Origin of the sequence: Xanthomonas sp. 3793, from assembly GCF_024806835.1 — a bacterium.
Lineage (GTDB): Bacteria > Pseudomonadota > Gammaproteobacteria > Xanthomonadales > Xanthomonadaceae > Xanthomonas > Xanthomonas arboricola_F.
Genome location: NZ_JANTYU010000004.1, coordinates 556249 through 572856, shown reverse-complemented (window position 1 = coordinate 572856; position 16608 = coordinate 556249). Strand labels below are relative to the sequence as shown.

Here is a 16608-nt window from a genome sequence, read left to right as displayed (position 1 = left end):
GCGAATGCGGCTGCAGCTCACGCCTGTTGCGAGCGTGCGCGGCGGTATCGGCAGCGTGGGAGTCGCTGCTGCCGGAAATCACCATCGTTGGTGGCCGGGGACGCCAGCATCCGCCTGCAGGGTGGGCCTGCGACCGGGAGCGGCTTGGGAATGTCCGTCGATGCCAGTCTCGCGCGTCACGCCCGCACATCGCTGCTCGATGTCCGCTGCGCTCGCCGACAGCGGATACAAAAAACCCCCCATCCGCAGTCCGTGCGGAAGGGGGGCAAGTGGTTGGCGATGAGCCGATCGCTCGACTATGCGACGTCTCTGTCCAGCTGCGGCACGCTTGCAGGCTCCAGCTGGAACAGCGACACCAGCTGGGTCAGGGTGCTGGACTGCTTTTCCATCGCACGCGCTGCGGCCATGGCTTCTTCCACCAACGCGGCGTTTTGCTGGGTGGTTTCGTCCATCTGGATGACCGTCTGGTTGACCTGCTCGATGCCGGCCGACTGCTCGGTGGAGGCGGCGGTGATCTGGCCCATGATGTCGGTGACCCGGTTCACGCTGGCCACGATCTCGGTCATGGTGGTGCCGGCCTTGTGCACCAGCACCGAGCCTTCGGCAACCTTGCCTACCGAGGCATCGATCAATTCCTTGATCTCCTTGGCCGCACCGGACGAGCGCTGCGCCAGCGTGCGCACCTCCGAGGCCACCACGGCGAAGCCGCGGCCCTGCTCGCCGGCACGCGCTGCTTCCACCGCCGCATTCAATGCAAGGATATTGGTCTGGAACGCAATGCCGTCGATGACGCTGATGATCTCGGCGATCTTCCTGGAGGAGGCTTCGATGCCGCTCATGGTGCCGACCACCTGGCTGACCACCTCGCCGCCCTTGGACGCCACATCGGCGGCGCTGCGCGCCAGGGCGTTGGCCTGCAGGGCGTGTTCGGCATTCTGCTTGACGGTGGAGGTGAGTTCTTCCATCGATGCAGCGGTTTCTTCCAGATTGGCTGCCTGCTGCTCGGTACGCCGCGACAGATCCTGATTGCCGGCGGCGATTTCGCCGGCAGCGGTATCGATCTCCGCCGACGAGTACTGGATGCGCCCGACGATGTCGGTCAGACGGTCCACCGTGGTGTTGGCATCCTCGCGCATGCGGGCGAACACGCCTGCCGCGTGTCCGTGCATGCGTGTGGTCAGGTCGCCGCCGGCAATGGCGCGCAGCAACTGCGACAACTCGCCCAGGTTCTTGTCGGCGGTGCTCATCAGCTGATTGAGGTCGACCACGATCTGGCGGAAGTCGTGCTCGTACCCGGTTTCGTCGCCACGCGCGCTGAAGTCGCCCGCCGCTGCGGCTGCGGCCAGGCGCTTGATCTCGCCATTGACCGACAACAGGCTGGCGCGCACATCGTTGATCGACTGGCTGATCACCACTTTTTCGCCCGGCAAGGGCGCCAGCTGCTGCGACAGATCGCCGGCGGCGTAGCGCTCGGTCAAGGCCACGATCTGCATGGTCACCGCGATATGGCTGGACACCAGCGTGTTGCTGGCACGCACCATGGTGCCGAACTCGCCCGGGAACTCCTGCTCGGCGATGCGGTGGCTGACGATGCCGGCCTCGTGCTTGTCGCCCATCTCGGTCTGCGCCTGGATCACCCGACGCAGCTGACGCTGCATGCTGTCCATTGCCTGCAGCAACTGGCCGACCTCGTCGTTGCGGTCGATCGAGATGGCATTGTCCAGTTTGCCCGACGACACCGCATGTGCGATGCCCACGGCGCGATTGAGCGGCTGGGTGATGGCGCGTGCCACGATCCAGCCGAACCCGATGCACACCACCGCACCGACCAGGCCCAACACCAGGCCACCGATGCTGGCGGCGACCGAGCTGTCCACCGCTTCCTGCACGGTGCCGCGGAAACGCGCGTCGGCGCGCTTCTGCATCGCGGTCAGCGTGGTGCGATAGGTCTCCAGCGCCGGTGCCATGGCGCTCATCTGTTGCGCATCGGGTTCGCGCTGCTCCACGAAGGCTGCCGCCACGCCATGGGCCAGGCGGTAGTAATCGTCGAACTGCTTGCCCAGCTGCGCCAGCTCCTTCGCATTGGCCGGGTCGGCCTTCTGCAATTTCACGTAGGAGGTGTGGATGTCGTCGGCCACCGGTTTGGTGGCCGCCAACATGTCGGCATCGCCTGCGGCGGCCGCGCCGTTGAGCCCATTGATGAGCTTGTCCAGCGCGGCCACATTACGGGTCATCGCGTCGAGCATCGGAAAATGCACGTCGCGCACCGCTTCCAGGCGATCGTTGTTGCGATGAAACACCAGCGTGCTGAAAGCCACATAGCCCGATAGGCAAATGATTGCCACCGCTGCCGGCATCAGGATTTTCCAGAACAACGGTAACGACAGAATGCGGCGCATGATGTGGCTCTCGAGCAGGGGGCGGATCACGGCTTCAGGACGACCTTGACGCTGGCATCCACGGCGGCGGCACTGATGTAACCGATCGCGCCCGGCGTGGCGGTCACGGCTTTCTTGACTGCATCGTCGCCGCTCACACGCTTCGGACGCTGCGCCTTGCCGGTGAACATCAACTGCGACCAGTACGACTTCAGCTGCGCCGAGTCGCGCGAGGCGACCTTCTTGTAGAACTCATCGCGCACTGCAACGCCTTCTTCCTGATCGATCGGCACGGCTGCACCGCCGCCGGGCAGGCTGTTGGACTTGGCCAGAAAGATCTGCGACACCTGCGCCGCGCTCAGGCTGTCGGGGCCGCCCTTGGCAGACATCACCACCACCACATCGGCATTGGCCGAGAACGCAAGCGACGACAGCAGCGCAAGCAGGCAAGCTGCGGAACATTTGGAAAGTTTCATGGGGGCTCTCTTAGAACACGAAGTCGACGGACGCCGACAGCAGGTTGTAGCTGCCGCCCGGACGGAAGCCCGGCTGGATGTTGTTCAACGACCCGAACGAACCGGCGTTGTTGTCGATATGGCTGGCCTGCAACTTGACCGCCACGCTCTCGCGCGCGTCCCAACGCAGCGATGCGGTGAAGCTGTGACGGCCGCTTTCGGCCTGCGCCAGCGCACGCGTCATGATGCCGACCGGGTCCTGGCCGCGCGCAATGGTCGGGCCCTTGCGATCGACGCTGCCGTAGGTGACCGACGGGGTCAGGGTGCCGAACCGGCCGCCGACGCTGAGGTAACCGGAGGTGGTCTTGCCGTTGAGCGAGGGCGAGTAATCGGCCTGGATCACTTCGGTGCGCAGGAACCAGTTGCCCGGATCGTAGGCGTAGCCGACGCTGGCGAAGCTGCCGTCCACGTCATAGGTGGTCAGGCGATTGGCCAGTGCCGGATTGATGCGCTGGTAGGCGGTGAACAGGCGGTCCAGCGACGGGGTATCGAAGGTGCTGGTGCCGACGATGTAGGCCGCGCGGAATGTCGATGCGCCCGATTCCAGACCCAATGCCAGGCCGCGCATCGCATTGACGTCGGCTTTCTTGGAGTCGATGCGGCCGTAGAAACCCTGCACGCTGACCACGCTTTCGCCGGCATTGATGGTGTACACGCCTTCGATGCCGTCCATCGGCAACAGGTAGTTGTAGACCTCGTACGGCGGGCGCACCCACGGGGTGGCATAACCCACGCGCTGGTACTCGGAGAGCATGTACAGCGGTGCGGTGATGCGGCCCAGGCGGGCAGAGAACTGCGGGCCGAACTGGTACTTCACATGCGCCAGGGTCACCTTGGGCGCGTAGTCGGCGCGCTCGGCGTATTCGCTGGTCACCTGCAACACGCCGGTAAAGGCGTCGGTGAACTTGGCATTGACCTGGCCGGCGATGCGCGAATCCGGACGCGCCGAGGTGGAGTGGCTTGCGCCTGCACCTTCCACGGTCTGGATGTCGGGGGTGAAATCGGCTTGGTCTTCGGTCGAGTGGACCACGCCCAGCGTGCCGAAGCCGCTGAAGGTGAACATCGAATCCTCCTGCGCGTAGGCGCAGGTCGACGAGGCCAGGGCGATGGCGCCGCTGAGCAGTTTGACGGTCAATTTCATTGCGGTCTCGACTAAAAAGAGGATGGACGCAGCGCCAAGGGCGCAGCGGGCAGAACGGTGATGCGCGTCTCGTTGCGCTGATCCCCGGTAGCGGCCGCCTGTGTCCCCGCTTTAGCGAGATTTTTACAAACCGGTGAAACGGTTAAGTTGCCAGGAAAATATGTAAATGAACGATAGATGGGCGCTATCGTGCCGGTTCACGGACTCGTGCCGGCATCACTTCCGGATTGCATCGGACAGTCGTGTCCGATGGTTTGGCCGATGGCCGTACGCTGCAATAAGCGCATGCAAAACAACCAGATTGCGCTTGCGATGCAGTACAAGAGCGCTGCCTCCGCGTCACGGGGCTGGAGGCAGCCAGCAACATCGCCACGTCCAGGCAAGCCGGACGTGGCGATTCGGTCCGGCGAAGCGACCAACGGTACTAAGACGTTTTCGCTAGCGTTACCGGGGCCGGCGATCGAGCGCGATGGCTGCGGACCCTGCGCGCACGGGGCCCCCCGATGGCGAGCTCACCGATCGGCGCAGGGCAGTTTGACCACCACCTTGATCTCGAAGCGGAAGCCGGCCAGCCAGGTCACGCCGACGGCGGTGACGGCGGGGTAGGGCGCCGGGCCCCAGTAGCCGGCCCACCGCTCCCACGCAGCCTCGAACACGACTTCGGGGTTGACCATGAACAAGGTGACATCGACCACGTCCTGCGAGGTGCAGCCAGCGGCGCTGAGGACGGCATCGAGGTTGGCGAAGGCACGGGCGATCTCCGCGTCCAGTTCCGGCTCGGGCGAGCCGTCGTCGCGGCTGCCGACCTGGCCGGCGACAAACATCAAGCCATCGGCACGCACGGCCGGTGAATAACGATGGCGTTCGTACAGCGCATGGCGGGCCGGCGGGAAAACGACATCACGTGTGGCCATGGGACTCTCCTTCGAAGTGCGACAGAACGGACGTCCACCCTAAGCGCCCGGCCGTGCGCGATAAATCCGCAGGCGCGACCAACACTATTTGTAGAATCCAAACAATCTTGGTGCAGGAGGGGCGATGGACCGGTTCGATGCGATGCAGGCATTTGCGCGTGTGGTTGAGACCGGCAGCTTCACCAGGGCGGCCGACACGCTGCAGATGAGCCGCGCCAGCGTGACGCAACTGGTGCAGCAACTCGAAGCCCGGCTACGGGTGAGGCTGCTCAACCGCACCACCCGCCGGGTGCACGTGACCGCCGACGGCGCTGCCTATTACGAACGCGTGGTGCGCCTGCTGGCGGACATGGACGATGCCGAAACCAGCCTGTCGGCTGCAGCGTCGTTGCCGCGCGGACGCTTGCGTGTGGATGTGCCCAGCCCGTTTGCGCGCTTGATCCTGATGCCGGCGGTGCCGGCGTTTCATGCGCGGTATCCGGATATCCAGCTGGATATGGGCGTCAGCGACCGGCGCGTGGATCTGATCGGCGAAAACGTGGATTGCGTGGTGCGCGGCGGCACCATCGCCGACCAAGCGTTGATCGCGCGCCGGGTGGGCGACCTGAAGACCGGTGTGTATGCGGCGCCGAGCTACCTGCAACGGCTCGGCACGCCTTCGCACCCGTCGGAGCTGGAAAATACCCGGCACCGCTGCGTCGGTTTCATGCGTTGGGGCACCACCACCACGGTGCCCTACGCGATGCGGCGTGGCGCCGACGCGGTGACCGTGCACGGCCGACATGTGGTCGCCGCCGACGACGGCAATGCCTATCTTGCCGCGGGGCTGGCCGGCATGGGCGTGTTGTGGCTGCCGGTGTACATGGCTGCCGCGCACGTGGCCAGCGGCGAGCTGGTACCGGTGTTCGAAGACTGGCAGCTGGAGCCGATACCCTTGTCGATCGTGTTTGCGCCCAATCGCCATGTCAGCGCCAAACTGCGCGTCTTCATCGATTGGGTGATCGAGCTGATGGCCGCGCATGTGCATGTGGTGCGCCCGACGCCGCGTTGACCGGCGCGCGCTGGGTTCGACGCGCGCGCCGCGACGCGTTCAGTGCACGGCCGATCCCATCGCCTCACTCTGCCGGTTCGCGCCGGACCGGATAGCGCCAGCCGCTGATCGCCGCGAACGGCGAGCGCGCGTAGATCCATTGCAGGCGGGCGTCGCCGTCGGCGCGGAAGGCGTCATCGCTGGCGAGCTTGCGTCCGAACTCGGCACGCAGTGCGGCATCGTGTTGCAGCAGGCCTTCGGTGAAGGTCACCAGCTCGGTGCCGTATAAGCCGCTGTCGGGACTGCCGGCAGTGCGGAAGCGTCCGCTGGCGAGCAGCGAGTCGCTGCTGCGCGGTTCGAGCAATGCGGCCGCCAGCATGCGCATCGGTTGATCTGCCGGCACGCGGATGCTCCCGGCCGGGAAGGTTTCTTCCACGCGGTAGGCATGCGGCTGCTGCGTGCCGGCGTCGGTGACGATGCGGATCTGCTGCACCAGACGCGTGCGCGGCTGCGACAGACGTTCGTAAGCGATGCCATGCGCCTTGAGCAGGTCCACCACGTCGTCGTTGCCCGGTGGAATCCACCATGCCAGCGGATACTGCACCGCCTGCGTTTGCCGGTATCCGATCACCGGCATCGTCCAGGTTTCGTCGCGGCCTTCCCAGCGCAGCTCCTGGCGACCGGACACCGGCGACAGCGCACGGGTGTAGGTCACGCCCTTGAACGGCACCTGCGCGATCGGCTGCGGCAGGCGTTCCCACGCCACCATCAGCGAATGCGGCCGTGCCGCGCGATCTGCCCGCTTGGCTGCGTCGATGGTGTGCGCATCGCGGCCGACCAACTGCAGCGCTGCTTCCAGCAGCACGTAATCGCCGAGCACACGCTGCCGGTACGACTTCAGATGGTGATTTTCCACCAGCACGGTGGGGATACCGGCAAAGTCGCCGTAGCCGGTGGAGTAGCGCGGGCCTTCCGGCGCGTAGCGTAGCCCGGAGCGCGGGTCGTCCTTGTCGATCAGGCTGGGATAGATCGCAGGGGAGTGGCCCTGCTTGCGCAGTGCGTCGCTGACGACCGGCGTAAAACGCTGCTGCAACCAGTCGGCGGTGGCGCGCGAGCGCGCATAGGTGCCCCAACCGGCGTAGGTAAAGGTGATGTCGTATTGATGATCCAGCCCGTCGCTGACATGCAGATCCAGATACAGCGCCGGATCGAGCGCGTGCAGCAGCGCCACCATCGCGCGGGTTTCCGGCGCTTCCAGAGCGAGGTAATCGCGATTGAGGTTGATGCCGCGCGTCGTGCTGTTCCAGCCCATCTGCTGCGGGCCGCGCAATGCCGCGCCGATCAGTGGGCCGCGTTGTTCGTGCCCGTCGATGTTGAGGATCGGCACGAAGACAAAATCCACCTCGTCGAGCAGATGGTCCTTGCCATGCTGTGCGATATCCCGCAACAGCATCAGCCCGGCATCCTTGCCGTCGATCTCGCCGCCGTGGATGCCTGCCTGCGCCAACACCACCGGCTTGCCGGGCCTGCCCTTGTGCGCACGGACCAGCAGCAATTCGCGTCCTTCGCCGGTCGTGCCGAACACTTCCAGCGACAACACCGGCGAGGCGGCGACCAGGCGCTCCAGCCATGCGCGTGTCTGCGCATAGCTGGGCGTGCTGGCAAAATCGCTGCGTTCCACCGGCGTGCGCCACGGGTCGCCCGGCGCGGCGATCGCTGCCTCGCTCGCGCCGTGCCATGCGCGTACCGGCGGCAGCAGCGCGGCGGTGTCGATGGGCTGCGCGCCGAGCGGTGTGGCGCTCAACAGCGTTGCGGCCAGCAAGGTGGTGGCAGCGCGTCGGGCGCTGCGCGATGTGCTGCAGGCGTTGGCGTTGTCGGGAGCGTATCGGTGGAACGCATGCAGCGTGTCGTGCGGGAGAACGTGGCGCGTAACGGAAGTCATGTGGGGCGTGAGGATCTCGAATGGGGGCAGTGGTCTGGGCCGATACCGGAGTACAGCGCCAGCGCACCGGGCGCGGATGGGTCACGGATGCGACGGAGGCGCTGAGCACCGGTGCGCAGGGGCGGCGTGAGCGGAACATCGGCCCGCAGGGTCGCCACAAGTGCGGAAGTGGATGCGTAATAGAATAACATTTGCACGAGGGTGCTTCGGTCGGCACGGCGTAGCACCTTGCCGGGAGACAGTCGTTGGGTGCCGTCCATACCTGGTGGTATGGTCATGCTTCCAGAACTCAGCGGACAACAGCGCATGGCCGGCAAGCGGCGGACGATCGACATCTGGGACCGTCTCCAGGACAAGCCCGGTGGCAAGTGGCTGTTTTCGCGGCTGCTGTGCCTGAAGGCACCGTACTTCGGAACGATCGCGCCGCAGTTCGTTGCCCTGCGGCCGGGATTTTGCGAAGTCGCCTTGCGCAAGCGCAGGCGCGTTCTGAACCACATCGGCACCGTGCATGCGATCGCCATGTGCAACCTGGCCGAGCTGGCCGGCGGCACGATGACGGAAGTGACGGTTCCGGCCACCCATCGCTGGATTCCGCGCGGCATGCAGGTCGAGTATCTGAAAAAGGCCGAGCGCTCGGTGGTCGCGGTTGCGCAGCCACTGGTGGCAAACCCCAGCTTCGACCAGGCCGGTGAGTACCAGGTGGACGTGCTGGTCAGCGACGTCGCGGGCACGCTGGTGCTACGCGCACGCATCTCGATGTGGGTGTCGCCGAAAAAGGCCTGACGCAAGCCAGTACGCGCATTGCCACTGCGCCTTGTGCGCCGCTGTCTGGCTCACCGGATCCAGGCTGTTTGAGCAATGTGATAACGTATCAATTGGTCATCATCTGCGCCTTCATGTCCAGCAGCGTTCCCACGCCTTGCGCGATCGCAATTTCCGACCTGCATGTGGCCTACCACGGCCGCGCCGTGTTGAAGGGGTTGAGCCTGCACATCGCGCCCGGCAGCGTGTACGCGCTGCTCGGTGGCAACGGCGCGGGCAAATCCTCCACGCTGTCGGCGCTGCTGGGCTTCGTCAAACCCACTTCAGGCAGCGTGCGGGTCGACGGCATCGACCCGGTCGCCGCGCCCGGCAGGGCACGCGCACGATTGGCATATTTGCCGGAAAACGTCGCGCTCTACGAGCATCTGAGCGCGCTGGAAAATGCCGACTACCTGCTTACGCTGGCCGGGCAGCGCTGCAGCCAGGCCGATATCGGCCACGCCTTCGCAGCCGCAGGGTTGCAGCGCGAGGCATGGAGCCAGCGCCTTGCCGGCTTTTCCAAGGGGATGCGCCAGAAGGTGGCCATTGCCGTGGCGACGCTGCGCCAGGTGCCGGTGCTGCTGCTGGATGAGCCCACCTCCGGACTCGACCCGCGCGCCATTGCCGACTTCAACCAGTTGGTCAACGGCGTGCGCGAGCGCGGCGGCGCGGTGCTGATGGTCACCCACGATCTGCTGGGCGCCGTGGACGTGGCCGACCGGATCGGATTTCTCGAAGACGGGCGCATCGTCGAAGACATCGGCGCCGGCGACGGCGGCTTCGATGTGCGCAGCCTGCACGCGCGCTTTGCCCGACCGCCCGAGCGCGCTGCATGAGCGTGCATGCATGAGTGCTGTGTGGCTGGTCGCGCGCGAGGAACTGCGCTTCATGGCACGCAATCGCTCCGCCGCCATCGGCGTGGTGTTGCTGATGCTGCTGACCCTGGCGGCGGCGTTGACCGCCGCGCATCACCAGCGTGAGGTCACCGCGTTCCGTGCGCGCCAGCAACAGGCTGCGCAGCAGGCGTTCGATGCGCAGCCGGACCGTCATCCGCATCGGGTGGTGCATTACGGGCATTTCATCTATCGCCCGTTGCCGGCCCTGGCTGCATTCGATTCGGGTGTGGATGCCTTCACCGGCAACAGCATGTTTCTGGAAGGCCATCGTCAGAACACCGCCAATTTTGGCGATGTCCGTCAGAGCTCGCTGCTGGTGCGTTTCGGTCAACTGACACCGGCCTTCGTGCTGCAGGTGCTGGCACCGCTGATGCTGGTGTTTCTGGGCTATGGCGCCGTTGCCCGCGAACAGGAGACCGGCACGCTGCGCGTATTGCTGCTGCAGGGCGCCACGCGCCGGCAACTGCTCGGCGGCAAATATCTCGCGCTGGCCGCCGTGGCCGGCGCGTGTCTGTTACCGGCCTTGGTCGGCCTGATACCGATCGCGCTGTTGCCGGGCCAGGCAGTGCGGGTGGCGTCGCTGGTGCTGGCGTATGGCATCTATCTGCTGGTGTGGTGTGGCCTGGTGCTGGTGGTGTCGATGCTGTGCCGGCGCGGCCGCGATGCGTTGCTGGTGTCGCTGGCGTTATGGGTGTGGCTGGCCCTGCTGGTGCCGCGCGTGGCGCCGGATGTGGCCAGTGCGGCGTACCGGCTGCCCACGCGGCTGGAGACCGACGTGGCCATCCAGCGCGATCTGCGCACGCTAGGCGACAGCCACAATCCGGACGACCCGCACTTTGCGCAGTTCAAGCAACAGGTGCTGGCGCGTTACCGCGTGCAACGCGTGGAAGACCTGCCGGTCAATTACAAGGGGCTGCTGGCGCTGGAAGGCGAGCGGCTCACTGCCAGCCTGTTCGAGCGCTATGCGGCGCGCGATGCACGCATCCAGCAGCGCCAGAATCTGCTGGTGCGCATGTTTGCCGCGCTGAGCCCGACCGTGGCATTGCGCGAGGTGTCGATGAGCTTGGCAGAAACCGACCTGCGCGCGCACGAACGCTTCCTGGCGCAGGCAGAGCGGTACCGGTACATGCTGGTGCAACGGCTCAACCAGTTGCAGGCCGATGCGGTAAGCATGGCCGACGACACCGCGCAGGATGCCGGTGCCGACCAGCGCAAGCGCATCTCTGCGGCGCATTGGCAGCGCATCCCGGCGTTTACCTTTACTCCGGCGTCCAATGCCGAGGTCGTACGCGCGGCAGCTGTGCCGCTGGGTCTGATTGCGGCGTGGATGTTGGCCGCCTGGTGCATGTTGCTGGCCGCCGGGCGGCGCGTGGGAGTGGCACGCTGATGGTGCTGTGGAAATACGAACTGCTGTTGTTGCTACGCGCACGCGCGGCCGTGGCGGGGTTGCTGCTGCTCACCCTGTTGACGGTGTGCAGCCTGGTCTCGGGGCAGCACGTCATCGACGCGCAACGCGCCAACATCGCGCGCATCGCCCCGCTGCAGCAGGAAGACAGTGCGGCCGTGCAAGCCTATGTCGCGCGCTCCAACGATGCCGGCAGCGCGGCGTACTACAGTTTCCACCCGACCTGGGATGCGCCGTCGTCACTGGCCTTTGCCGCAGTGGGGATGCGCGATGTGGCGCCCTACATCCTGCGGATACGCGCGCTGGGCCTGGAGGCGCAAATCTACGATGGCGACAGCTATAACCCCGAGCTGGCGCTGGCCGGACGCTTCGACTACGCCTTCGTGCTGGTGTTCCTGCTGCCGCTGTTCGTGATCGCGTTGCTGTTCGACCTGCGCTCCGGCGAGCGCGAGGCCGGACGTGCGCGCATGCTGGCCGCGCTACCAGGTGCCGGCACCGCATTGCTGGTGCGGCGCGTGGTGGTGCGCGCGGTTGCGGTGCTGGCCTGTCTGAGCGTGCCGTTCGCGCTGGCCGCAACGTTCAACGCGGTACCGTTGCTGCAGCAACTGGCGGTGCTGGCGCTGACGGGCCTGTATCTGCTGTTCTGGGTGCTGCTGGCAGTGGCGGTGGGCCGCCTCCATTGGCGACCTGCCGCGCATGCCACCGCGTTGGCCACCTGTTGGGTGGTGCTGGCACTGGTGGCGCCGGCCCTGGCACATGTGGCGATCAATCAGGCCGTGCCGGTCAATCAGGGCGCCGAGATCGCCCGGCTGCAACGCGAGGCGGTGAACCACGCCTGGGATATTCCGCGCCAGGCCACCATGCAGCGGTTCTACGCGAGCAATCCGCACTGGGCAGATTCGCCTGCGCTGACCGATGCGTTTCACTACAAGTGGTATTTCGCCTTCCATGAAAACGGTGATCAGCAGGTCGCCCCGCAGGTGGCGGCCTATCGCCAGGGTTTGCTGCGCCGGGAAAGGTTCGCCTGGCGCGTGGCCAGTGTGTTGCCGCCGGTGGCAGTGCAGGCCGCGCTCACGCGCCTGGCACGCACCGACCTGCAGGCGCAGCTGGCCTATCAGGATCGCATTCGCGCCTATCACCAGGCATTGCGTGCGTTCTACTATGGGTACCTGTTCCGCGACCGGCCGTTTACAGGCGACGACTTCCAGCGTGCGCCACGTTTCGATGCTGCCGCAACGCCGGTGCCGCAGCGCAGCTAAGCGCGGCTGACGAAACGACTGCACTCACCATCGGGCGGGTGCAGCCGCTGCTCGGCGCGGCGTGCCTCACTGGTACGCTCTGGTTCCGAACGCACCGCCCACACCGAGCCGAGGACGGCGCACCATGTTCAGCCGCTCTGTGAGGTCGCTGCGATGTGTGCGTGCGTTGTGCGTTGCGTAACGATGCGGTTGGTTCCGGTCTTTCGATCGGCCGGCGTCTCCATCAGCCATACACGTCGAAGGGTCAGCGCATCGAGCAACAGCTTCTGGCGCTGAGTCATATGCATCGCATGACGCGCTGCGGTCGCAAGTATCGCCTGCACCGACTGCTACGCGCGCCCGCAATCACCCAGTGCCACGCCGCTTCGATGTGCCGCTACGGCTGCGCTTCTTGCCAGCGGCCAGCGGTGCGGCCGTTTCGTCGGCCAGTACGCCGCCGTGCTGCATCTGCTCCAGCCACGACAACGCATCGACATAGCCGAGGAAGTGCTGCAGATAGCCGGGCGAGCGCTCGCGCATCAAGGAGATGCAGCGATGCACCAGCACGCTGGAATTGAGTGGCCCGGCATCCTTGGGCGCGTCCTGCAGCGACTGACGCACCTGGCTGGCGGTGCGTACGGTGGTCCAGGTACGACGAAAATCGTCAAGCGCCGGCAGCTCCGGAAACAGCTGCGTATCGGCGGCCGCGGTCTTTCTGCTGTCCACTTCCATCAGCGCGGCGTGGCCTGCCAGCTGATCGGTCAGGGCGCCGAGCGGGCTGCGCTGCACTGCGGGCGATGCGACGCCGGCACGCGTACCACGCGCAGTTTCCTTGATGGTGGCCGCATACGCATCGACCAGGCCGGCAAGCTTTTCTTCCAGCACCGCACGTACCGCGTCGGCCTGCGTTTCGGCACGCGTCGCCAGCGTCTGCATCAGATGGAAGCGCACCGGGTCCAGCCGGTCGGCGCCCTGGCTGCGCCAACGTTCCAGGCGCGCGCGTGCGGAAGCCGGGGTGCTCATCGTGTGGCGGCGGCCTGCGCGGGGGCCGTGCGCTGCGCGCCGGACGGGCGTGCGATCGGTGCGATTTCCACCCGGCGATTCTTGGCGCGGCGCGCCTCGTCAGCGTTGGAATCCACCGGTTGCTGCGAGCCGAACGCCGCAGCGAACACCGATGCGGCCGGCACGCCCTCGGCGATCAGCGCGCGGGTCACGGTGAGCGCGCGCTGCGCGGACAGCTCCCAGTTGTCGGCATAACGGCGGTTGCCGCCCAGCACCGGGCGGTCGTCGGTAAACCCGCTGACCATCAGCAGTTCCTCGCGTGCGCTCAGGTACTGCGCCAAAGGCGCAGCGAGCGACTTCAACACCTCGCGTCCTTCCGGCTGCAGCTCATCGGAATTGAATGCAAACAGCACGTTGCCGCGAATGCCGATGCGGCCATCGACCAACGTCACGCGGCCGGCGGCCAGCGGTGCGGCCAGCGCCTGTTCCAGCGTCTTGCGGCGCTGCGCCTCTGCTTGGCGTTGTTTGACCTCCTGATCCAGACGGCTGGACAGCTGCAGCTGCACGCCGATCACCCCGACCAGGATCAGCACGAATGCGCCCAGCAGCACTGACATCAGGTCGCCGAATGCGGCCCAGATCGGCGTGCCCGATTCGCCGTCGCTTTCGATCTCGTCGCTCATGCCGGCTCCGCTGCGCCAGCATCGCGACGCTGGCCATCGAGCTGACGCAGTTCTTCGATGATCTGCTTCTGCGACAGCATGCTGAGGTCGACCACCTCACGCGCCTGCGCCACGTAATACGCCAGCTGGTCGTCGCTGCGTGCCAGCGACGCATCCAGCGCGGTGGCCACGTGTTGCAGGCGTTCGTTGAGCTCGCCGGTGGAGGTGCTGAACATCTGCACCGCCATGCCGAAGGCTTCGCCCAGGCTGGCCACTTCCACCGCGCTGCCGCTGACGTGCGCGGCCACCGCGCCGAGCTTGCCGGTTTCGCTGCCGATCTGTTCGGTGAGCTGGCTGCCCACACGTTGCAGCAGGTCCGCCGAGGTGGTGACCAGTGCGTCGACGGCTTGGCGTTGTTCGGTGGAGGCGTGATTGACCGCGTTGAGCAAGGTATCCAGCGTGGCCAGCAGGCGGCTGCGTTCTTCCAGCATGGCGGTGTCGCGCACCATGCTTTCGGAAAGGTTCTGGCGCAGCTCGGCCACCACATCGGCCGCGGCCTTGGGAGCTTCGGAGGCGATCTGCATCAGGCGCGAGATCTCGGCAATCGTGGCGCTGGTCTGCGCCTGCGCCTGGGTGGACAGTTCGCCGGCCGTCGTGGCCAGGGTGTCGCAGATGGCCTGTTGTTGCCGGGTGACGCGTTCGCCGGTCTGTTCCCATTGCGCGGCCAAGGTGGCGCTCATCGCGGCAAAGCGCTCGCTCCACAGGGCAAGACGCTGTGCATCGCGCGCTTCCAGTGCGGCCTGCAGCTCGGCATGCGATTGCTGCAGGGTGTCGACCAGGCCTGCGGCATGCGTGTCGAAGCTGGCGGTTGCCGCGGCCAGCGCATCCTGGTGCTGGGTGGCCAACGCGGCGCTGGCGTGTTGCTGCTGTGCGAGCGCGTCGCTCCAGGCAGTGGCGGTTTCGCTGCTGGATTGCTCCATGCGCCTGGACACCGCATCCACCAGCGCGTTGGAGCGCGCATCGAAGGTGCTGGCGAACTGTGTCAGTGCGTTCTGCAGGTCGTGGGTGAGGGTGTGGTTGGCGCGTTGCTGTTCGGCCACCGCAGCGGTCCAGCTGGCGGCGGTGGCGGCGGTGCTGGCCTCCAATCCGCTGGTCACCCCGTCCAGCTGCTGTTGCACCGCCTCTTGCACGCCGTGCTGCAAGGCGGTGGTCTGCTGGGCCAGCTGTTCCAGCGTGGCCTGCAACTGCGTGCCGAGCGAGTGGGTGGCGCGTTGTTGTTCGGCAAGCACCGATGCCCAGGTCTCGGCGTTGGCGGCGGTGCTGCGCGCAAAGCCCTCATCCAGTGCATGCAATTGCTGCTGCACGGCGGTGCCGACGCTGTCCTGCAGGGCGCTGCTGCGTTGCTCGACCTGCGCCAGCATGGCCTGTATCTGCTCGCTGAGCGCCTGCTGCGCGCGCTCCTGTGCGGCCAGCGCCGCCTGCCAGTGCTCGGCCGCAAGGCGTGCGCTGTCCTTGAAGCCGGCGTCGAGCCCATGCAGTTGCTGCTGCACCGCGGTGCTCACGCGCTCCTGCAATCCAGCGGTGTGCTGGGCGATCTGCTCCAGCGTGGTTTGCAGCTGCGTGCTGAGCGCCTGCTGTGCGTGTTCCTGCGCGGTGAGCGCGGTGGTCCATTGTTGCGCGGCGCTGCTGGCACTGCGATCGAACCCGCTGCTGATGCCGTCCAGCTGCTGCTGCAGGGCCTGGGTGAGCTGTGCGTGCAGCGCGGCGGTGTCGCGCGCGATGCTGGCCATGGTGGCCTCCATCGCCGGCTGCAACGCCGCGCCAACCGCGCGCGCACTCTCTGCGACGCCGGCCTGCAGCGATTGCTCCATCGAGGTGGCCAGCCGCGCATACGCCGCTTCGGTCCTGGCGTGGAACTCGGCCTGCTGCGTGGCCAGACGTGCGTCGGCGGCGATGCTCTGCTGCTCGATGCTGCCCATCAAGGCCTGCAGGCGATCGATCAGCGCCGGCATCAATGTGCTTTGTTGCTGCTGCAGCTTGAACGCCTCGCTGCGTTGGTGCGCATCCGAGTGCGTGTGCAACTCGGATGCGATCTTCAGATCCAGCCGCTGCGTGGCCTGCAGCCGCTCGCGGCGGCACAGCGCCGACAACAGGCCCAGCATGGCCGAGGTGGCGACGCCGGCGATGGAGGTGCCGAAGGCGAATGCCAACCCTTCCACCGGTGCGGCCAGCGAACCGCGAATGGCCTGCAGGTCGGTGGCGCTTTGCAGCGCAAACCCGGTGCCCTTGAGCGTGGCCATCATGCCGAGCAGGGTGCCGAGCATGCCCAGCAGCACCAGCAGACCGACCAGATACGGCGTCAGCACAGGGGCCGGCAACGCCACACGCGCACCCTGGATGCGCAGACGCACCGCATTGCGCAGGCTCGGGTGCAACTGCTCCAGCCACGCGTCCAGCGCCGATGGCGCAGCGGTGAGCCCGGTCACTGCGCTGTCCAGGGTGGCGCTGGCCTGGCGGTAGCGATACAGCTCCAGCGCACCGGCGAGGTAACACGCGCCGATCACCGCTGCGACGCACGCGCCCAGCGGGTTGTTGCCCAGATAGCCGAACCCGACCCAGCAAACCGCCAACAGGCCGACGAGAAACACACACACGTGTACAAGAGTTTTGAACATGACGTCCCA

13 protein-coding genes are annotated in these 16608 nt (G+C 66.4%); 5 read left to right on the top strand and 8 right to left on the bottom strand.

Annotated elements, in window-relative coordinates; translation table 11 throughout:
* Window positions 1–296 precede the first annotated feature (296 nt).
* From FHY18_RS15985 to FHY18_RS15970, 4 genes are all read right to left on the bottom strand, one after another.
* Complete coding sequence (locus FHY18_RS15985; RefSeq protein WP_259156797.1) at window positions 297–2429, bottom strand: methyl-accepting chemotaxis protein; 2133 nt, start codon at window positions 2427–2429, stop codon at window positions 297–299.
* The gene (locus tag FHY18_RS15980) at window positions 2426–2854 is read right to left on the bottom strand and encodes a phosphate ABC transporter substrate-binding protein (protein WP_259156795.1); all 429 of its coding nucleotides are present in this window, start codon (window positions 2852–2854) and stop codon (window positions 2426–2428) included. Before FHY18_RS15980 ends, FHY18_RS15985 begins: the two co-directional genes overlap by 4 nt.
* Before the next feature lie 10 nt (window positions 2855–2864).
* Window positions 2865–4034: a hypothetical protein gene (locus FHY18_RS15975; protein WP_259156794.1), complete on the bottom strand. Its 1170-nt coding sequence runs from the start codon at window positions 4032–4034 to the stop codon at window positions 2865–2867.
* A 512-nt stretch (window positions 4035–4546) separates the two neighbouring features.
* Window positions 4547–4948, bottom strand: coding sequence for a Rid family hydrolase (locus FHY18_RS15970; RefSeq protein ID WP_259156793.1), 402 nt, complete (start codon window positions 4946–4948; stop codon window positions 4547–4549).
* Window positions 4949–5072: 124 nt separating this feature from the next.
* Between FHY18_RS15970 and FHY18_RS15965 the strand changes: the two genes are divergently transcribed.
* Entirely contained in the window at window positions 5073–5999 is a 927-nt protein-coding gene (locus FHY18_RS15965) for a LysR family transcriptional regulator (protein WP_259156792.1), read from the top strand.
* A gap of 64 nt (window positions 6000–6063) precedes the next feature.
* Here FHY18_RS15965 and FHY18_RS15960 read toward each other — a convergent pair whose 3' ends face one another.
* The gene (locus FHY18_RS15960) at window positions 6064–7920 is read right to left on the bottom strand and encodes a M14 family metallopeptidase (protein ID WP_259156791.1); all 1857 of its coding nucleotides are present in this window, start codon (window positions 7918–7920) and stop codon (window positions 6064–6066) included.
* Window positions 7921–8226: 306 nt separating this feature from the next.
* Between FHY18_RS15960 and FHY18_RS15955 the strand changes: the two genes are divergently transcribed.
* The 4 genes from FHY18_RS15955 to FHY18_RS15940 all read left to right on the top strand — a co-directional run bounded on the left by FHY18_RS15955 (window position 8227) and on the right by FHY18_RS15940 (window position 12281).
* Window positions 8227–8703, top strand: a complete 477-nt coding sequence (locus tag FHY18_RS15955; RefSeq protein ID WP_259156996.1) for a hotdog fold domain-containing protein — start codon at window positions 8227–8229, stop codon at window positions 8701–8703.
* A gap of 113 nt (window positions 8704–8816) precedes the next feature.
* On the top strand, window positions 8817–9557 hold the full coding sequence (locus tag FHY18_RS15950; protein ID WP_259156790.1) for an ATP-binding cassette domain-containing protein: 741 nt from the start codon (window positions 8817–8819) through the stop codon (window positions 9555–9557).
* A gap of 10 nt (window positions 9558–9567) precedes the next feature.
* A complete protein-coding gene (locus FHY18_RS15945) occupies window positions 9568–11004 on the top strand; it encodes a DUF3526 domain-containing protein (RefSeq protein WP_259156787.1) in 1437 nt (478 codons plus the stop codon).
* Window positions 11004–12281, top strand: a complete 1278-nt coding sequence (locus FHY18_RS15940) for a DUF3526 domain-containing protein (protein ID WP_259156785.1) — start codon at window positions 11004–11006, stop codon at window positions 12279–12281. The genes FHY18_RS15945 and FHY18_RS15940 overlap by 1 nt, the downstream gene beginning before the upstream one ends.
* 345 nt (window positions 12282–12626) lie before the next feature.
* Here FHY18_RS15940 and FHY18_RS15935 read toward each other — a convergent pair whose 3' ends face one another.
* The 3 genes from FHY18_RS15935 to FHY18_RS15925 are packed head-to-tail and all read right to left on the bottom strand — an operon-like array spanning window position 12627 to window position 16599.
* Window positions 12627–13283, bottom strand: a complete 657-nt coding sequence (locus tag FHY18_RS15935) for a DUF2894 domain-containing protein (RefSeq protein ID WP_259156784.1) — start codon at window positions 13281–13283, stop codon at window positions 12627–12629.
* Window positions 13280–13945, bottom strand: a complete 666-nt coding sequence (locus tag FHY18_RS15930) for an OmpA family protein (RefSeq protein ID WP_259156783.1) — start codon at window positions 13943–13945, stop codon at window positions 13280–13282. The genes FHY18_RS15935 and FHY18_RS15930 overlap by 4 nt, the downstream gene beginning before the upstream one ends.
* Window positions 13942–16599, bottom strand: coding sequence for a DUF802 domain-containing protein (locus tag FHY18_RS15925; RefSeq protein WP_259156782.1), 2658 nt, complete (start codon window positions 16597–16599; stop codon window positions 13942–13944). Before FHY18_RS15925 ends, FHY18_RS15930 begins: the two co-directional genes overlap by 4 nt.
* Window positions 16600–16608: the final 9 nt, after the last annotated feature.